An 18,023-nucleotide genomic window follows, 5' to 3' on the forward strand; every position below is an offset into this window, starting at 1 on the left:
TCAGCGCCCCGCCAATAGGCCTTGGGGCCGGATGGCCAGCACCAGCACCATGATCAGGAAGGTCACGACGATGGCATAGGTCGGGATGTAGACCGAGCCGAGCTGCTCGGCGAGGCCGATGATGAGCGCGCCGAGCGCGGCGCCGGGGATCGAGCCCATGCCGCCGACGATCACGACCACGAGCGAGGCGAGCAGGAAGCGGATGTCTTCTCCCGGCGACAATGACTGGAAGGTGCCGCCGACGACGCCGGCCATGCCGGCAAGTCCCGCACCGAAGGCGAATACCAGCACGAAGACGAGCTGGATGCGCACGCCGGTCGCAGCCAGAATATCGCGATCGTCGACGCCGGCGCGGATGATCATGCCGATCCGGGTGCGGTTGAGCGCGAGCCACATCGCCACGCCGATGACCACGGACGCCACGAAGATCACGAGCCGCACCGAGGGATATCTGAGATAGACCGGCTCGCCGGAGGATTTGATCGCGGTGATCAGTGGCAGCTCCACCGGCCCGATCAGCCAGTTCGGGGTCTGGATCTGGTAGAAGTCGCCGCCGCAGGCCCACAGCATGAGGTCGGCGAACACGATCGAAAGCCCGATCGTCACCATGGTCTGCCTGAGATCCTGTCCCTCCATTCGGCGGAATACGATGACCTGAAGCAGGACACCGACGAGGGCGGTCAGGATGAAGGCGGCGATGAAGCTGAGGACCCAGGACCCGGTCGAGGCGCTGACGGCGTAGCCGACATAGCCGCCGAACAGATAGAGCGAGCCGTGGGCGAGATTGACATTGCGCATCAGGCCGAAGATCAGCGTGAAGCCGCTGGCGACGAGGAAGTAGAGGCCCCCGAGCGTGATGCCGTTGAAGACGGCGTTGAGGAAGACGCGCTTGCGGCCGACGGCCTGTTCGAGACCCGGCGGCCAGATCGCGAAGATCAGCCAGAGCGCGACGGCTATGGCAATGATCACGATCAGCGCCCAAGCGGGATGGCGTTCGACAAAGCGGCTCATATGCGCCGTCCGGTTGTCCGGGCCACAGGCCGAAGGTTCACTGAATGCAGGTCGAACAGCCTTGCAGCGGCTGCAGGCCTTGCCATGGACGTGCGCTCCCGTCGGTCGCGATCATCTCGGGATCGCGTTGCCTACATCCTACCCGGGCGGCGAGGGCGGCGTTTGATCGTGAGTATCTTTTCGTGGCTCGCGCTCAGGCGCGCAAAACCTTGGCTGCACGACGATAATCGGTCGGGGCCATCCCCACATTGGCGGCGAAGAAGCGGGTGAAACCGCTCTGCGAGGAGAAGCCGAGATCGAAGCCGATATCGGCGATCGGCGTTTCGCTCGCCACCAGCGCTTCGAGCGCCTGTTCCATGATCAGCGTATTGAGATAGAGGTTCGGCGTGAGGCCGGTCTGCACGCGGAACAATCGGTAGAAGTGGGGCCGCGACAGGCCGGATTCGCGCGCGATGGTGTCAAGCTCGATCTCGGCACCGGGGCTTTCCGACATCATCTTGATGCATTTGCGCACGCGAAAGTCGGTGACGGAGCCGCTTGCGCGCGGATCGCGCGCGATCTCGGCCTGCTGCCAGCTCTCGTCATAGCAGATGTCGATCAGCCTCCTCAGCTCGGAATCGAGACTGGAGAGCGATGGTGCGCCGCACACGAGCGCGGCGGTCCGCCTGATATGCTTGTCGAGTGCAGGAGTACGCCTGAACTGGGTGCGGCCGAAGCGCAGCCGGTCGCTGCCCGAAGCATCGGGCGCAAACCATTCGGCGTTGACGTAGAGTACGAAAAAGATGGCGCCGCCATCGAGATCGGCCGGCAGGAAGTTGTGCGGCTCCCACGGATTGACGGCGACGACGGACGATTCGGTGAGATCAAAATGCCCGTTGGAGACATCAATGCATGCGGGCATGCCGCCGACATGAAAGATCAGATGACCTTCACGATGGGCGTGGATATTGAAAGGGCGGTTCAACTGGTAAACCGTCGCCCGGCCGAACCGGCCATGGAAGACGGCGAGCGCACGGCTCATGCCTTCCCCTCCCGAATGTTCTCTTTTCGGTCAGCGTTCAACAACGCCGACGAGATTGCAAGAGCGGAGAGCGACCGCGTCAGCAAGTCGCTCCCCGTCTGCGGACCGCCGAGGTGATGCGTCAGTACTTCTTACATTCCGGAACGGTGCGGCTCGGCAGTCCGATCTTGGAGAAGACGGCCGGATCGTAGCCGAGCGTCTGGTTCACGTTCGGAATCACCTTCACGACCTTGCTGAACAGCGCGCCCTTGCCGTCGTCGACGACCTCGGTAACGAAGTTGGTGCCAATCGCCTGGCGGTTGGAGTCGAGCTTGATTTTGCCGTTCGGCGCATCGAGCTCGATCTTCGCCAGCGCTTCCTTGAATTTCGCCTGGTTGTTGGAGAGGTCGCCATTGACTTGGCGCAGCGCGAGGATCAGCGCCATGGTTGAATCATAGTAGTTGGTGGCCAGCAGCGAAGGGCTTGGGAAACGCTTGTTGGGCGGGAAGGCATCCTGATAGGCCTTCACGAACTTCTGCCAGCCCGGATCCTCCCAGGTGTCGGCCTGGCCGCTCGCCGCAATGGTGCCGATGAGGGCGTTCTTGGCGTTGCCCTTGGACGACAGGATGGTCTGGTCGATCATGATGGAACCGCCCATCAGATGCGCCTTGCCGCCGGCCTGCTGATACTGGTTGAGGAAGTTGACGGCATCCGCGCCGCCGAGCCCGAGATAGATGGCGTCGACGTCGTCGGGCAGGGCGGCGATGACGGAGGCGAAGTCCTTCGTTCCCAGCGGCACCCATTGCCGATTGGTGACTTGCCCGCCCATTCCGCAGAACTCGAGCACCAGTCCGAACACCTGGGTGTAGATGAAGGAATAGTCTTCGCCGACGGTTGCGATCTTGCGGTACTTCTTGTCCTCATAGGCGTATTTGCCGAGGCCGACCTGCCACTGGGCGCCGTCCATATTGTAGCGGAAGAAGTTCGGGGCAGGGTCGACATAGGTCGTTTCCTGCGCGCCGGAGGCCGCATTGATGAAGGTCAGCTCGGGATGGGTCTTTGCAAAGTTCTTCACCGCGATCCCCTCGTCGCCAGAGAGCGGCGACAGCAGAATCTGGACCTTGTCCTGCTCGATCAGCTTGCGCACAGCGCGCACGGCCGAGTCCGGCGTTGCGTCGGTCGAGGCGACGATGAATTCGAGTTCCTTGTCGCCGATCTTCTTGCCCAGCACATTGAGTGCCGTCTGGTGGCCGCGCATCCCATCTTCGCCAAGCACCGTGTAAGTGCCTTCGAGGGTTGCGGTGACGCCCACCTTGATCTTTTCCTGGGCGATCGCCGCGCCCGAAAGAAACAGGCTGCTCAACGCGAGCAGTCCCATGCTGCATTTCGACATGTGCTCCTCCCCTGTGTCGTCGTTTTGTTGCCGCGCCGACCTGCGCGACGCCCGTGGCTCTCGAAGGCCGCGGCTTTAGAGGGAAGCTAGCCGAAGTCGAATGCGGTGCACGTATCGGTGCCCCGTTCGGTTTGACTGGCAGTCTCATTTTTGAATGTTGCGGCGCAGATGGTTTTCGCGGTGCAGCAGGCGCTCGTGCCGCGAAAAAATGTCCCAAGTGGAAGTCTGCCTCGTGCTCTTCCTGGATCAGATCGGCGAGGAGCGCGCTAGCTATAGTCTTCGGCGAGAAACTGGTTGATCGCGTCGAGCGCCTGCAGACGGTTCTTTTCCAGCAGAACCATGTGCATGCCTTCGCCGATCCCGACCCATCGCCGGTATGGCGCATGTCTCAGCGAGAGGAAGAAGTCCTGCGCCAGGTGATGGGAATCCTGATCCCATTCCGCATGGACCAGGAGCACAGGGACGCGAATGTCGCCGGCATCATACAGCTTCTTGCCGTCGGCCCAGTGTTCGCGAATGTCGAAGACCGGGCCGTTGACCGCACGCATGATTGGAGGCGTTTGCGATCTGCCCTGCGGGTCGGTCGCGAGCGAGATGTTTGCCCAGAGCTCGAAGCCGCCCGAGGGGATCAGGCTCGATCGTGCCGCTTCCGGCGCAGCCGAAAGCCAGCGCTTCCGGAAGTCCAGCACCGGAACCTTACGATAGCCGCCGAGGCACCCGCCTGCATCGATCGGAGCCGGACCCTGCAGCAACCAGAGTGGCGCGACCAGCGCGAGCTTGACAACCTTGTCGTTGTTGTCCGCCGTGTAAGCATCGGCCACCGAGCCGCCCCAGGACGTACCAACCAGACTGAGCCGCCTGCTGTTGCGTTGCTCTAGGATGTGCTCGACGGCCCTGGCGAGGCAACGCACGGCAACCTCGGTGCGCACAAGCGGTCAGACTGCTCCGGCGGCACGTCCATCTCGGGCGGACGGTCGATTGGCCGTAGCCGCGCACGTCGAGCGCAAAGTCGAAAGGCTTTCCGATCAATAGGTCGCGCCGTGCATCATCAGGACGGTTCGCTCGGTGGAGAAGGTCTTGAGCGCCGCGGATCACTTGTTGTGCAAGCGAGCGAAATTCTGGCCATGTCGCTCTGAATCATGAGGTCCTCGACCGCGATCTCGGGCCTGTCTGCGCGCGCTGGTGTGCTGGTTCATGATCGCTCTCGTTTCAGACGAATTGCCAGGTAAAGCGTCCTCCGGTCCGGCTGACGCGGCCGACCGAAGACTGTGCGAAATGGGTGTGAAGATCGTTGCGTCCCGCTCGGCTGCGTCCTCCAGCACGACGGCACGCCAGCGCAAAGGGGCTTCCGGGAATTCGCAGAAGCAAGAGTTGAGCGAGGGCTCACACACCTGGAGCGGATGGTGCATCACGTCTCCGGCGAAAAGCGCCTCCTCGCCACCCGAGACGAGCCGGATGGAGGCGTGATGACGCCGTGGCCGGGTGTCGGAACGAACGAGATGCCCTCGAGGACCTCGCCCCCGTCCACCACGATGAGCCCGGCAAGTCCGGCTTCGATCGCCGGCCGGACGCTGTCGTTAGAGACACGGTCGGCCGGCTTGCGCGGCGCGGCGCCGAGGCAGGGCGGGCCGGTCCGATCGGCTCTGTGCCTGTCGCGACACTCTCGCCATAGGCCTGCTCGATCGCGGAGAAGACATAGGTTGCATTCGGGAGGCTTGGGTCCAGCGCTCGTCGACGAGGCGGGTTTTTCAGCCGAAATGATCGACATGCACGTGGGTGACAGCACGTAGTCGACCTGCTCCGGCGTGACAGCCATTGCCGCCAGCCGCGTCAGGAACGGCTCGTTGAGCCGGTGAAGCGGTGGGATCTCCGGCCGGCTCTTGTCATTGCCGGTGGCCGTGTCGATCAAGATCGTGTGGTGCGGCGTCCTGACCAGCCAGCTGTGATTGCTTTGAATGAAGGTGCCGGTCCCAGGTTCGAATGAGCCCGCCTCCAGGCGGTCGCGATAGCGCTCCAGCGCCTGCACCTCACCATGCGGATAGAGCGCGTCGAACTTGAATGTGGCAAGCCGCAACTCGTCGATCCACGAGATGGATGCTTCGCCGACTTGATAGGTCTTGGCCGCTTGCGTCATCAAGATGTTCTCCACTGGGCCGCCGCTTAGGCGGCCTGGTTGCCCGGGCTGCGGTCACCGTGAGGTACGAAGCGCGCCGCGCCTTAGGGAGAGCCGCGGGCCCGATAGGTCCCATCAACACTGTCGATATCGGAAGGGAGGCTGGCCCAGCTTTTCACGCTGCCGTTTCGGCCTTAACCCTCATATCGCGGCTCGTCCGAGCCGCGATATGCCTTGAACGAAGGTGGCTCCGATGCAGGATGTGGGAATACGGTCGGGGTCGGCTGGCCGACGACAATGGCCTCGCCGAGATCGACCTTCGTCCGGACAACTGGCTCTTCGACCCAGGCCTCGCGGGCGAACCAGTTGTGATTAGCCCGACAGAGCGGACAACGAGTATTGCCGAAAAATACGATGCTCCGCAGGAAGTTCTCAGGATCGGATTTGATCCCGGTAGGAATCGCGTGACCGGTTTGTGGACACTTGATCATACCCATAGGCGCCTCCCTGAAAAGCGTATTGGTCAACTAAAAGGGCGCCGGCCGGCTGTAGTGCGCTCTCATCAGTCCGGGTGACTTGGGGGGCATCGCGCCTGGGTCGTTGTTCGAGCAAAGGGCAGTTTGCTCGCGAGGACGCTTTTCCATCCGACCGGATTCCTTCTTGGCGAATTCTTCGGAATCCGGCTTCGCGCGGAAACCTGAACGAGGCTCCGACCTCAACCCAAAGCTTCTGGGAGGCCTCTAACGACGGTCATATCGAAACTGCTGCGACTTGGTGCGAAATCTTCCGCTTGCGATAAACCATTAATGTCATCTTGGAAGGACAGATCGGCCAAACTGGACCACTTGTTTCACTCCCAGCCTGCAGTTCATTAATATTCTTTGTTTCCATTTAATGTGCAAACGAAAATCTCGGATGTCGGTCTGGTTTCCGACTCTCGGGCGATATATTGCGATGCCTTGCCGCGAAAGTTCAGTCCTCTTCGCACGCGCTGCGGTAATCCCATTACTGATATCGGTTCGGTCCGCGAACTTCAAATGTGAGACAAATTTTGATTGTAAGCTATATATATAAATGTCGTTGTTAATTTATGCCAATCACGTAAGCTAAATTCGTCTAAGCTTCCCGATTGGAGGAGATGATGTGGGAATTAAATCTTAGCGAGTACAAGCCCGCTCCCGAGACACCGCAGTTGGCTCAAATGCGCGCGGAATTGGTAAGCATAGGCGAGAAGGAGCGCATTTTGAGAGAACGGAGTGCGGCTCGCGAAGCTTATCGGTACCTATTGGATGCTTATCGATTGATGACGAGAGCGAGCTTGCTCGGAGAGCAGGTCTTGGACATTTCTCCGCAAGGAAGGAGCAAGGACGGTCAGCTCGCGGCATGACCTGCCAGATTGTCATTTCGAAAGCAGTCGGACCAGGGGGCGGCTGAACGGGAACGCGGCGCCCAGGGCCTGGCTGGACTGAATGGCGTAGGCGGCGGCTGTTCGTTTGTCGGCTAGGGCGATAATGCAAGCGCGACAATTGCATCGCAGCCGCTGTCGCCGCCTCAGGCAAAGGGCGAGGCGGATTTGTTCAATATTGGTTTGAAGGCGTGCTGGAAAGAACATCGGCAGAGATGGTGTTGAAGCCGGCGCCAGATGCGGGTTCGCGCTGCTGCACGGTCGATCGTTACTGTTTAGCGAAGCAGGGCAGAAGATCTTTGAACTCGACCGAGTAGAGGGATTTATTTGGTGCAAGTTGGCGCAAGGCGCCTCTCTGGAATACATCGATCAGGGGCTTGCGGAGCTAGGGATTGAGGAGCACACGGCGCGCCAGTTCACGCGGCAGCTCGTCAACGTCTGGATCGATCGAGCGTTGCTCGAAGTCGATTGGCGAATGACGATCGATTGCGCCTTCTCGAATCTAGGTCGGCAAAGAATAAATGTCCGGGCGGCAAATCGGGACCTTTTGGGGCGGTTACTTTCGCCATTTTTTACTTCGGACCAGCACGCCGCCGGCGAATGTCTGATCTGGATATTACGGTCATGCCAGATGAGGCCAGAGTGGCAGTCGCCGCGCTATGTGGAATTGGTTGCGATATTCATGACCGGACCACCTCCGCAAGCCGAAGATGGCATGTCGACCTAAATCGCTCGCAGGATGTCGGGTCCATCGACCTGCAGCACGCAGCTCCAGGTCCTGCGCACCTCTACCAGAACTTCGGGCATGCGCTGAACCATTGTGTCCCTGCGTCGTTGGCACGGGCACGCGTATATATCCCCACCCCTACCTACCGTGCGCTCGTATTGATCACCCATGATCAGTTTCAAGACTATGGGTATTGGCTCGGTGATCTCGACCTGAGACATCTTGTAGAGCTACGCGATCTAAACGATTCTGCCGAGGGCCTCGATTGGAGGGAGCTTACCTCTTTTGTCTCGGGCGAATTGATGAAGAACGCTGTTGAAAGCCAGCTGGTCGCTCTCGCTGAATTGCTCGGCGTCGAGATTCCGCATGCGTTACGTTGCCGGCTGATTCCCCGCCTGCAGTTCATGCGACAGTTGATGCAATCTCGCTTTCCGGCTACGCGCGTGCCACTCTTGGCGATGAATGTTCTGGACCTCAGAAATTACGGGGAGAGGCGATCACCAGCTACACGCAAACCAGGGTGCGCGGCCCGGATTGTGATCCATGCCAAGAGCGGACACCTTACAGTTCTTGTTGAGGGCAGCCACCGCAGTTCGTGCAGGAAAGGTCTAAATCCAGTGACGGTCAGACGAGAGGTTTGGAGGAGTTGGCGACAGATCTCATGCACGTTTGCGGTCCGGAACCCAGCCAAGTCGGCATATCGCTCTGGAATCCGTAGGGCTAAAACGTTTCGGACGGCCTAAATCTGTGCAGGCGAGCAGAGCTAGGAATGCCCTTGACCACCAGCATTCCGATCGGACGATCCGCCGTTCTCGCGAATCCTGAACTCTTCGAGCGTGTGCCCCGATTGGAGCGCCGCAACCAGCCAGCGAGGCTGTTTACCGCGTCCAGACCAAGTCTCCGTGGGCTTGAGTGGGTTGAAGTATTTCGGTACGACCTTCGGGTACTTGCGGCGCGGCGGCTGGCCCAATCCCGTCGCGGCGGCGCCGCTTTCAGATTCGGCGAACTGCTCCGGCTGGTTGAGCTGCGCAAGGCGTTTTTCGAGTTCCCGCTTCTCGGCCGTGATCTTCTCGGCAAGTATCTTTGTTAGCTCCTCGTGGAGGAGCCAGAGTTCTTCAAAGTCCATGGCTTCGAGATCTTGCCGATGCAGCATTCTCGTCACCGTTTGCCTGACCCCTGACGCATCATCCTCACCTTTTTGAGTATCTTTGTTCGAGCGATGAATGAAACGATGGACCAAAGCCAGCGCTTTCAATTGACGCGATACTAAATAAATAGTATATTATTTAATAATTATTGCGAGGATTATTTTATTAATTGGCTCGGCAATTGAGCAAAAGTGACGGTAGGCACAAGGGCAAAATGGATATTGTCGATTACCCTCTCAGTCGTCTCGAGAGTTCGATCAGGCGGTTTATCGTTCCCTCGGCTGCATTAACGGACGTCCAGGCTCTGAAAGAGCAAATTGAGCTTCGGCGGCGTGCGCTCAGCGACATTGAGGCTATTCGCCTCCAGTTGCGACGAACGGAGGGGCGCATCACAAGAAGCTTCCCCAGAAGGCGGGGAGGCCGACTGGCCCGCCGCGCACACTCAATGAGAGCGGGGCGTGGCAGATTGGTCTTGCGGCCCGCTTAATTCATTCCTGCATTATTTAGAATCGAGTTAGAATTGTATATTTGCGGTAGCGGCGACGCGTATGGGTGCAATGTTCGCTTTCCCGCAATTAGATTCTGCGGATAGCTTATGTTCCGCCTTGATTAGCGCGCATTATTTAGTTAAGTGGAACGCGAAATTCCGCTTTGGTTCCATACATTCTTTTGGAAAATTGACACTCGGTTCTTGATTAATCAACCGGGGAAGTATCATATGGGCGCAACTACGGGATCCAGCATGACGACTAAGAAGCTTGAACTAGAAGCGATGTCCCTCGACGATCTTTGGTCGCTTCATGAGGAAATTAACGGGATTTTATCAGCCCGGATCAAGGCTGAAAAGCAAGAACTTGAGAAACGGCTGGCGGTGCTCGGGGTCGGTATGGGGGCCTTTGCCAATACGTCGATGGGACCGGCAATTTCGTCTACCGGAAAGCCCAGACGCAAATATCCACGAGTGCTCCCGAAATACCGCAATCCACAGACGTCCGAAACCTGGTCGGGTCGTGGAAAACGGCCACGTTGGCTTGTTGTAGCTATAAAGTCGGGCCGCAAAATCGAGGAGTTCCGTTTGGGCGAAGCAAATTCGAGGATACGGCAGCGAGCGTGATTTGATCCGATCGCACGATTCAGTTCCGCGCGGCTGAAAAGTGATTGGCGGGAGAGCCGCCAGTAGGAATGCAACTCAACAGGCATTGCGGCCCCGCAAAACCTCAAGAGGAGTCCGGAGCAGGATCTCAAGATCGAGCCGAAGACTCCAATTGTCGATGTACCAGAGATCGTACTCCACGCGCCTCTCAACCATGGTCGGTGTAGGCGTCGGTCCGCGGCAGCCATGAATTTGGGCCCATCCGGTCAATCCCGGCTTCACTCGGCGTCGGAAGGCGTACTTCCGGACGAGCTTGTCGAACTGTCCGTCGTGAGCCACGGCATGGGGGCGTGGGCCTACCAGCGACATGCTGCCGTCTAGGACATTCAACAACTGCGGTAGCTCGTCGAGGCTCGTTCGGCGCAACCATCTGCCGACCCTGGTGATGCGGGGGTCGAGAGGCGTTACCTGAACGACGACAGGTCCATTCTCGAGCACATGCATCGTCCGAAACTTTCGGATTGAAAATATGCGGCCATTGAAGCCGCATCGCTGTTGCTTGAAAAGGATTGGGCCGGCAGAATCCAATCTGATTGCGACTGCAGCTATCGCGAGCAATGGTGCACAGATCGTCAGGGTAAGTCCTGCACCGACTATGTCGAGTGTTCGCTTGCTCGCGCGCTCGATTGCGGTGAGGGAGCCGGGCTGGATCTCAACGCAAGCTGCACTTCCCAAGCTCCGTGTCGGATGTCGAAGCAGTTCGGATGCAGCGCCAACTGGGACAAACACGATCGGGAATGGTAACACTCTCAGGTCGGAGATAAAGGCACGAAGCTCGGCCCATCGTTCCGGCTTGGCCTCCAGCACGATTTTGTCGACTTCGGAATTACGAATGTGCTCGATGACACGGGAGCTGAGCCGTTTTCTGGAGTCGGGGTCCGAGCCTATCGCAGGCAAGCCAAAGCGGCTCTTAACGCAATAGCCGAGCACCGAGAGAGTCTCCGACAGACCAGCATGAGTGGAAGGCGGCTGATCGGTGATCAGGACGAGATTCGTCCGAGCGAACCTCCTGCCACTGAAGCATCTTATCAGCAGAATTCTGGTGACGCACCGTTGCGCAATCAAGGATGCCAAGCCGAGTGCGGCAAACAGGAGGCCGGCACCTTGGAAGAAGTGTGAATTGTCGTCGAGCATCTCCACAGCGACGGCCAGGACGTGCAAAAGAACCCATGTGAGGCAAATGGCGCGAACCTGGCTTCGGAGTACGAGGAGTTCGGTTGGTCGATATAGTCCCCTGCCTTTCAGAATGTAGACGAAGGGTACTGATGCTACTGCCGCGTAGGCGCATGCCTGGGCCAGGCCGGCTGGTGCCCGGCCGGCGGGTGAAAAAAGAAGTGTGGAAAGGAAGCCGGCGAATAGAATGGTCGCGATATCGGCGCAGATCGCTACAAATTCGATCGATTCGTACCGGACGGGCCATATGCCTTCATCCGCAGTGGATGAGGGTGAGTTGACGGCAGCCAGATCACTGCCATGGTCGCCGATATGCCGATTGATAAAATTCATGGCTAATCTACGAAGAACTCCTTTAAATTAATATACTATAAACCAAGGCATGCTAGTCAAATAAATTCGTTGAGATCAGTATTTAATGAGAAAATATTAAAGTGGCCGCGACATCAGTTCGGGTCGATCAGGATGCGACCGCCGCCGGAGGCGTACTGCCGAAAACTGCTATGGGACTCGTGAGCGCAGTTTCTGTACGTACCCGGGGTCTAGCTCCGAAATTGAGCTCTCTGCAAACGCCCTGCCGTCTGCCGATGCCGCCTGGTATGCGGCGGCAATGGCTGGCCGGAGTGCGATCCGGCTGTTAATAGCAACTTTAAGGTCGTGCCGGATAAGATCTTGAAGCTCAGGTTCCTTGATCGCAGTATCTGTGCCGAGAGCGACCGAAAGTCGCATCGGAATGAGATTCAGCGCGTTTGGTGCAGTATAGTAGGACATCTTGAGTAAGCTTGTCGTGTCATAGGTCGCCCTGTGCTGCTTCGACAGTGCTGCAAGTACGAGCCAAACGTCGCCTCGAAGGGGGGAGTATTTCAGCACTGCAGCAAGAGCACCCAAGTCCGCGGACCCGCCCATGGTCTGCAGGTCTGTGACCTTGTCAGACTTAGTTGCAGTGTGTCCGGAGGTCGTCTTGACAGTCTCGCGCTTGGATCGGAGCGCTGAGGTCCAGGCTTCGTTCGAACCGGCAACCGGCGTAATTGAGAGGCGATCACCAAAAGGCCAGCTTTGCGAGACCATCCAAGCCGCTTGCGCGGCTAACAGCAATCCAATCATTGTCAGAGCGACGCGGGGCAGAGGCCATGGCGAAGCGATCCTAGTCGAAGGAATTCGTTGCGCTGCCGTGGCTCGGTCGCCGGCTGCTTGCGTAAGCTGCCGCAACTCCGTGGACTCCGCATCGCGCGCTTTACCGGGCAGGCTTTGAGCAAAAGCAAGGCCGTAAACCGCCGCGATCAGCAGCGAAGCGTACAGATCGAAAAGGCTGTTTTCGGCAAAGGCGAGTATTGTCAACGAAACGGAAGCGCCTGCGCCAAGGGCTGGGTATAGGTAAGCGTGTTTGCGAGATAAGGCGCGCCCGAACAGGATGCAGGCGCTGATCATGGCGACTATCAACAGGCCGCAGAGGAACGTGCGTCCCATTTCGACCGCGATCTCCGCGGCGGCGGTCGGCCGTTCGCGCATTGCGTGCATGCCAACGTCCCCATAAATCGGCAGCAGCGCAACAAACGTACCTGCACCGGTCCCGATCGGGTGAGTGTCCTGCAGCATCCGCTCTGTTGCTGCCCCAGCTTGCGTCGACAAGGCGATCGTCAGGTCGGTATTCCGATTGATCGGAATGAACGCGAAGCTGGCGACGTACAACATGGCGGCGGTCGCGAAAACGCCGGCTCTGCCCCATAGGCCAAAGAACCATCTGCGAATAGCGACCACCGTGAGGATGGCCGTCGCTCCGAGCAGAACGGCAATCAGCGCGGTCGAGCCGCTACAAAGCGCGACTGCCGCAAGGGAGACTATCAACGATAGAATTGCGCAGGTAAGAATGGCGAGCGGCCCCGTTGGCAGGCGAGGGGGGCGTTTGGGCTGCCATAACTGGTCGATCCCACGGATAGCCATTGCAGTGGAGAGAAGGACACCAAGTGCCGCCACGGTCGAGCCTGTCCAGATGTACTCGGCTGGCGGGGAACCGCTCTGGTCGCCATTTCTCCATATCGAAAAGATGCCGATCGTGGTGGTGATCGATACGAGGATGTAGAGGACCTGCGCGGCGCGCTGCTTGTCCAGAGCAACGACTGCGGTGACCAGGGCGGCAGCGAGGACAACGTTGTAATGTGAAAGCGCCAGTATCGTCTCGCGTACGTCAACCGAGAACCTCTCTGCAAGAGGTTGCCCCAGGGCCGCCGAGGCTGTCGCCCAGATCTGATTTCCTAAACCGCGGAGCGGGACCGGAACAACTTGCAAGGCGATCCAAAGCACCGGTGCGGCGAGAGCCAGAATGAAGAGGGGCCGTAGAAGCTTGGCGAATCTGGCGAGGGTTGACGATGTGGAAAAGAGGCCGACGGCCAGCATAGCGGCCGCAAGGACGCCCGATAGCACCGCTGGACCCGGTAGGTCCTCGATCACGGCGAAAGCCGCAGCAATGGCCGCAGGAACAGCGAGCATCGTGGACCGGATAACCATTTTACACCATCTCTGACTCTGACCCGCCCAAGAACGGAGAGCATGTTGCAGAAGGCGCTGACTCCATCGTTAGGCCCGACGTATGCCAGAGAGAGTCATCCTAAGAGTCCGACAAGCCATATCTGATGTAGTGGCTGTCATCGTAGTAGTCACTTCGGTGAGCGTCGTACCGTGCCATCGACCTCATATCAGTCTTGTTGAGGACGACGCCGATCAGGGAATCGGAGATGGTCGGCGCGGTATGCAAGGCATGTTGGACCACATCGATTTTCGTGTGTCCCCATTCGACGACAAGAACGTAGCAGTCGATCAGCGGCGCAGTGACCCGCACATCCACCAGAGGCGAGAGTGGGGGGAAATCCACGATGACGTAGTCATAGGTCTGACGCAAACTGTCGAACAGCTTGCTTATGTTCTGGGCGGAAAGAATCTCGCTCGTGTGAAGCAGGGGTCCACGCCGGACGGCCGGCAAGAATGCGAGATTGGTTCTGGGATCGTGCCACAGCGCCTCTTCGAGGGAACGCTTTCCGTTCGCCACCTCGAGCAATCCGAATGCAGCTTTCGGAGCCATGGCCGCGGAGAGTGAAGGGTTTCTAAGGTCGCAATCGACTACAATAGCCCGTTTTCCGCTATGTCCGATGAGGTGAGCGAGAGAGGCTGCAACCGTCGTCTTGCCCTCATTTGGCAGTGCCGACGTGATTCCGATCACCTGGTTGGAGGCCTTCGCGGGGGTGTGGTCAATAGCAAGCTTGATCGAACGGATCGCTTCCGTGAAGCGGGAGAGCGGCATCCCGACGACAGCTCTATGAAGAGTCGGCACGTTTGAAATCGTGCGTGATCGCAGATCTTCCTCCGATTGCTGGGACCGGACCGTCGACTTCTGCGCCTTGGGCGGCGACAGCAAGGGGACGAGCGACAGGCACGGCAGCTCCAGTGCGGTTTCCACCTGTGAAGAGGTGCGAAAAACTCTGTCCATAACGTCTCTCAGAAGGGCCAGGCCAATCCCGAGTGCAAGTCCCGCGGCCAGGCCGAAGCCCAGCACCAGGTTTGCCTTGGGCTTGCTCTTGCGCTCTGGCGGGGAGGCGGGAAAGATCACCCGTGCTTCCGCAATCGGAAATGTCTCCTGCTGAGTCGCTCCCATCGAGTGCTGCAGAAACGCCTCATGCATGGCGCGCAGACTCTTCGCTCGGCTTTCCAGGTCCCGGATGGTCAGTTCTGCGGAGTTCGTCAGACGTGATTGTGAGACGGCCCGGGCAAGCTGCTTCTCGAGTTCCTGCTGCCGCTGTCGAGCAGCTTCCAATTCGTTCTTGCTGGCTTCGGCGAGCCTCCTGACCTCTTCGAGGATGGATGTGCGAATGTCACGGATCCGAGCCCGCAGGTTGACAACCGCCAAATGATCCCGGCCGAACCGGGTCGACCAATCGGCCTCGCGACGTGACAATTCGAGATACTGCTGGCGCAGCGTAGTGATGATCGAGCTCTGGAGCACATCGGCGCTCGCCGCGTCAGGAGCGCTGATGGTGGATGAGCCGGCTGCGTTGGCGCGCAGAATCGCGTCGTAGCGGTTGAACTTGACCTGCGCATCGGAGGTCTGGGTTCGGGCGGCTACCAATCGGGCGTTGAGATCGTTGACGGGCTGTTCGTCAATCGATTTTCCGCCGGTCGATACGATGTTGTTCTGGGACTTATACGCGCTCACGGCGCGTTCGGCCGTCAGTGCTTGCTCATTGAGGTTCTGGAGACGTTCCTGCAACCAACTGGCTGCCGTTCGCGTCGCCTCGAATTTGGCATTCATCTGGTCGTTGATGTACGCATTGGCAACGGCATTGGCGACCTCCGCCGCGCGACCCGCATTGCTCGAACTGTAGCTGACCTCGATGATCTTGCTATATCCGACCCGGTACGCGGTGAGCCGATTCACCAGCGCGGCAATCGCGCCTTCGTTGGGCGTGTCAGCCTTCGAATCGTGCTCTGGCTGCTGGCCACGGTTTCGAATGCGCTGCAGCAGCGAGCTGAACGACCACCGCGAACCGGTGAGATCTGGATCGTTGGCGAGATCCAGCTGCGTTATGACTGACGCTGCAATTCCCCGCGACCTTATCATTTGCAGCTGCGTTTCGATCTGGGCCGCGTCGACGACGGGCTCCGGAAGAAGTGACTGTTGCTGAACGAATTGAGCCCGGGGATTCGACAGCAGGATTTGTACCTGAGCGGTGTAGGTGGAGGGCGCGAACCGCAGGTAGAGCAGTGCAGCAGCGAATACGAGAGCCGCGGTGACGATGATCATGAGATATCGGCGCCTCAAGAAGACGATCACGAACTTGACGAGATCGCCGATTCCCCCGCCGTTGATTTGGTTCGACTGGGCCTGGCCGCCCAGAGTCAAACGTGTTCTGTCGGTCTGTAGATTGCTCTGAAGCATCGGGTACCTGTCTGGTCGGGGGGCGCGCCGAATTGGTCGCCCGCGTGCGCGAGCGTTTGGTTCACGATTTATTAATTGAATATATATGAGAAAAATCTGATTGCCAAATTAAATGTTATTCGAGTATTAATTTGACGATCGATGCGGGAAGGTGATTTTGCCAGCCTTGCCGGCGCGGTTCCTGCGCCGGAAGGCATCCGCCGGATGTAGTTAAAGTGGGTCTGAATTGCTTGATTAATGCGTGGTCCGTCGAAGCTCATGGTGAATGTGAAAATCGCTCCGGGGCTATCCGATCATTCAACGACGGATGAACGCTTGGGTGGTACCGGAGGACATTTTCATGCTGGAAGTACGGTGTTTAGAGATCCCGGATATTAAAATGATTCATACGGATCGACATTCCGACGCCAGGGGATATTTCTGTGAGACGTTTCGGCGATCCGCGTTCGCAGAAAAAGGGATTCTCGTCGATTTCGTTCAGGACAATCAATCCAGCTCGGACAAGGCCGGGACAGTCCGGGGCTTGCACTTCCAGCGACCGCCGTTCGCCCAGGCCAAGCTCATACGCGTGCTGAGCGGCGCGATTCTCGATGTCGTAGTCGATCTTCGGCGTTCGTCGGCGACCTTCGGAAAGCATGTAGCCGTCAAGCTGGACAGCCAAACGGGCGAGCAACTGCTTGTCCCGAAAGGCTTTGCGCACGGTTTCTGCACGCTGCAACCCGAGACCGTCGTGTTCTACAAGGTCGACCAGGTCTACGCTCCAAGCCACGACGCGGGGCTCTATTGGGCCGATCCGGCGCTCGAGATCGAGTGGCCGGTAACGACAGTTGAAGCCCAGGTGTCGCCAAAGGACAGGTCGCTGCCCGGGTTGGATCAGCTTGCAGCCGTTTTTGAGTGACGGAGAGCGGTCGGATGCGCGTTCTGGTGACCGGGGGAGCGGGATTTATCGGCTCTGCAGTGTGCCGCAGCCTGGTGCTGCAGAAGGGCGCTACAGTGATCAATGTCGATAAGCTGACCTATGCGGCCAACCCAGCCTCGTTGGCGCCCATCGAGGGGCTAAAGTCCTATTTGTTCGAGCAGCAGGATATCTGCGATCGCGAAGCCATGGATTTCGTGTTCAGCAGCTGCCAGCCTGACGCGGTCGTTCACCTCGCAGCCGAGAGTCACGTCGACCGCTCGATCACCGGTCCGGCGGCTTTCATTGCGACGAACATCGTGGGCACCTACACGCTGTTGGAAGCAGCCAGGAAATACTATGAGGGCCTCTCGCCGCCGCGACGAAAGCGGTTTCGCTTCATTCACGTCTCGACGGACGAGGTCTACGGTTCACTCGGGCCCGCCGACTACTTCCGGGAGGAAACGCCCTACCGGCCGAGCTCGCCCTACTCGGCAAGCAAGGCAGCCTCAGATCACCTCGCGCTTGCGTGGTTCAAGACCTATGGTCTGCCAGTAATGGTATCGAATTGCTCGAACAACTACGGGCCGTTTCAGTTTCCGGAAAAACTCATCCCTTTGACGATCCTCAATGCGATCGAGCGCAGGCCGCTGCCGGTGTACGGCGACGGTCGAAACGTACGCGACTGGCTGCATGTTGAAGATCATGCGGCAGGTCTGATCACGCTTCTGTTGGAAGGCAAGCCCGGCGAAAAGTACAATTTCGGCGGCGATAGCGAACGCTCCAACCTCGACGTCGTCACCCAGATCTGCGACGTCGTCGACAGGCTGTATCCCGGTCCGGCAACGAGACGATCGATGATTACTTTCGTGCCAGATCGTCCGGGACACGACATCCGCTACGCGATTGACGCATCGAAGGCTCGTCGTGAGCTTGGCTGGCAGCCCACGAGGACGTTCGAGCAGGGGCTGGCCGAAACCGTCGCATGGTATCTCAAGAGCCGCTCGTGGTGGGAGCATGCCCGCAGCGGGATCTATGACGGCTCGCGTCTGGGGCTCCTTGCTACACAACATTGAGG

Annotated in this window: 14 protein-coding genes; 4 read left to right on the forward strand and 10 right to left on the reverse strand. The window is 58.8% G+C overall.

The annotated features are described in order from the left end of the window. From ABIA42_RS09425 to ABIA42_RS09450, 6 genes are all read right to left on the reverse strand, one after another. Positions 1 to 1,011, reverse strand: coding sequence for a branched-chain amino acid ABC transporter permease (locus tag ABIA42_RS09425; protein WP_370114043.1), 1,011 nt, complete (start codon positions 1,009 to 1,011; stop codon positions 1 to 3). Between the two features lie 193 nt (positions 1,012 to 1,204). After that, positions 1,205 to 2,032, reverse strand: a complete 828-nt coding sequence (locus ABIA42_RS09430) for a helix-turn-helix transcriptional regulator (RefSeq protein ID WP_271526120.1) — start codon at positions 2,030 to 2,032, stop codon at positions 1,205 to 1,207. Positions 2,033 to 2,153: 121 nt separating this feature from the next. Then, positions 2,154 to 3,404, reverse strand: coding sequence for an ABC transporter substrate-binding protein (locus ABIA42_RS09435; RefSeq protein ID WP_061882139.1), 1,251 nt, complete (start codon positions 3,402 to 3,404; stop codon positions 2,154 to 2,156). Positions 3,405 to 3,670: 266 nt separating this feature from the next. After that, a complete protein-coding gene (locus ABIA42_RS09440; protein WP_370157131.1) occupies positions 3,671 to 4,315 on the reverse strand; it encodes an alpha/beta fold hydrolase in 645 nt (214 codons plus the stop codon). 497 nt (positions 4,316 to 4,812) lie between these two features. Then, the gene (locus tag ABIA42_RS09445; RefSeq protein WP_370114039.1) at positions 4,813 to 5,541 is read right to left on the reverse strand and encodes an MBL fold metallo-hydrolase; all 729 of its coding nucleotides are present in this window, start codon (positions 5,539 to 5,541) and stop codon (positions 4,813 to 4,815) included. A gap of 170 nt (positions 5,542 to 5,711) precedes the next feature. After that, a complete protein-coding gene (locus tag ABIA42_RS09450; RefSeq protein WP_370114037.1) occupies positions 5,712 to 6,014 on the reverse strand; it encodes a hypothetical protein in 303 nt (100 codons plus the stop codon). Between the two features lie 1,508 nt (positions 6,015 to 7,522). On the opposite strand from ABIA42_RS09450, the gene ABIA42_RS09455 reads away from it, so the two are divergent. Next, positions 7,523 to 8,392 (forward strand): nucleotidyltransferase family protein, encoded by an 870-nt coding sequence (locus ABIA42_RS09455; protein ID WP_370114035.1) that lies wholly within the window; start codon positions 7,523 to 7,525, stop codon positions 8,390 to 8,392. Positions 8,393 to 8,412: 20 nt separating this feature from the next. On the opposite strand, the gene ABIA42_RS09460 is transcribed toward ABIA42_RS09455, so the two are convergent. After that, positions 8,413 to 8,802 carry an H-NS family nucleoid-associated regulatory protein gene (locus ABIA42_RS09460; RefSeq protein WP_370157132.1) on the reverse strand — a complete coding sequence of 130 codons (390 nt, stop codon included), beginning with the start codon at positions 8,800 to 8,802 and terminating at the stop codon, positions 8,413 to 8,415. A gap of 737 nt (positions 8,803 to 9,539) precedes the next feature. On the opposite strand from ABIA42_RS09460, the gene ABIA42_RS09465 reads away from it, so the two are divergent. Then, a complete protein-coding gene (locus ABIA42_RS09465) occupies positions 9,540 to 9,911 on the forward strand; it encodes an H-NS family nucleoid-associated regulatory protein (RefSeq protein ID WP_124158568.1) in 372 nt (123 codons plus the stop codon). 75 nt (positions 9,912 to 9,986) lie between these two features. Here ABIA42_RS09465 and ABIA42_RS09470 read toward each other — a convergent pair whose 3' ends face one another. The 3 genes from ABIA42_RS09470 to ABIA42_RS09480 form a co-directional block, all read right to left on the reverse strand. Further along, on the reverse strand, positions 9,987 to 11,456 hold the full coding sequence (locus tag ABIA42_RS09470) for an exopolysaccharide biosynthesis polyprenyl glycosylphosphotransferase (RefSeq protein ID WP_370114033.1): 1,470 nt from the start codon (positions 11,454 to 11,456) through the stop codon (positions 9,987 to 9,989). A 168-nt stretch (positions 11,457 to 11,624) separates the two neighbouring features. Continuing rightward, positions 11,625 to 13,628 carry a hypothetical protein gene (locus ABIA42_RS09475; RefSeq protein WP_370114031.1) on the reverse strand — a complete coding sequence of 668 codons (2,004 nt, stop codon included), beginning with the start codon at positions 13,626 to 13,628 and terminating at the stop codon, positions 11,625 to 11,627. Between the two features lie 100 nt (positions 13,629 to 13,728). Further along, complete coding sequence (locus ABIA42_RS09480; RefSeq protein WP_370114029.1) at positions 13,729 to 16,050, reverse strand: AAA family ATPase; 2,322 nt, start codon at positions 16,048 to 16,050, stop codon at positions 13,729 to 13,731. A 340-nt stretch (positions 16,051 to 16,390) separates the two neighbouring features. Between ABIA42_RS09480 and rfbC the strand changes: the two genes are divergently transcribed. Beyond that, positions 16,391 to 16,948: a dTDP-4-dehydrorhamnose 3,5-epimerase gene (rfbC, locus tag ABIA42_RS09485; protein ID WP_124158572.1), complete on the forward strand. Its 558-nt coding sequence runs from the start codon at positions 16,391 to 16,393 to the stop codon at positions 16,946 to 16,948. 14 nt (positions 16,949 to 16,962) lie between these two features. Continuing rightward, positions 16,963 to 18,021, forward strand: a complete 1,059-nt coding sequence (gene rfbB, locus ABIA42_RS09490) for a dTDP-glucose 4,6-dehydratase (RefSeq protein ID WP_370114027.1) — start codon at positions 16,963 to 16,965, stop codon at positions 18,019 to 18,021. The last annotated feature ends 2 nt before the right edge of the window (positions 18,022 to 18,023 follow it).

The organism is Bradyrhizobium sp. USDA 327 (assembly GCF_041262065.1).
GTDB lineage: Bacteria > Pseudomonadota > Alphaproteobacteria > Rhizobiales > Xanthobacteraceae > Bradyrhizobium > Bradyrhizobium liaoningense.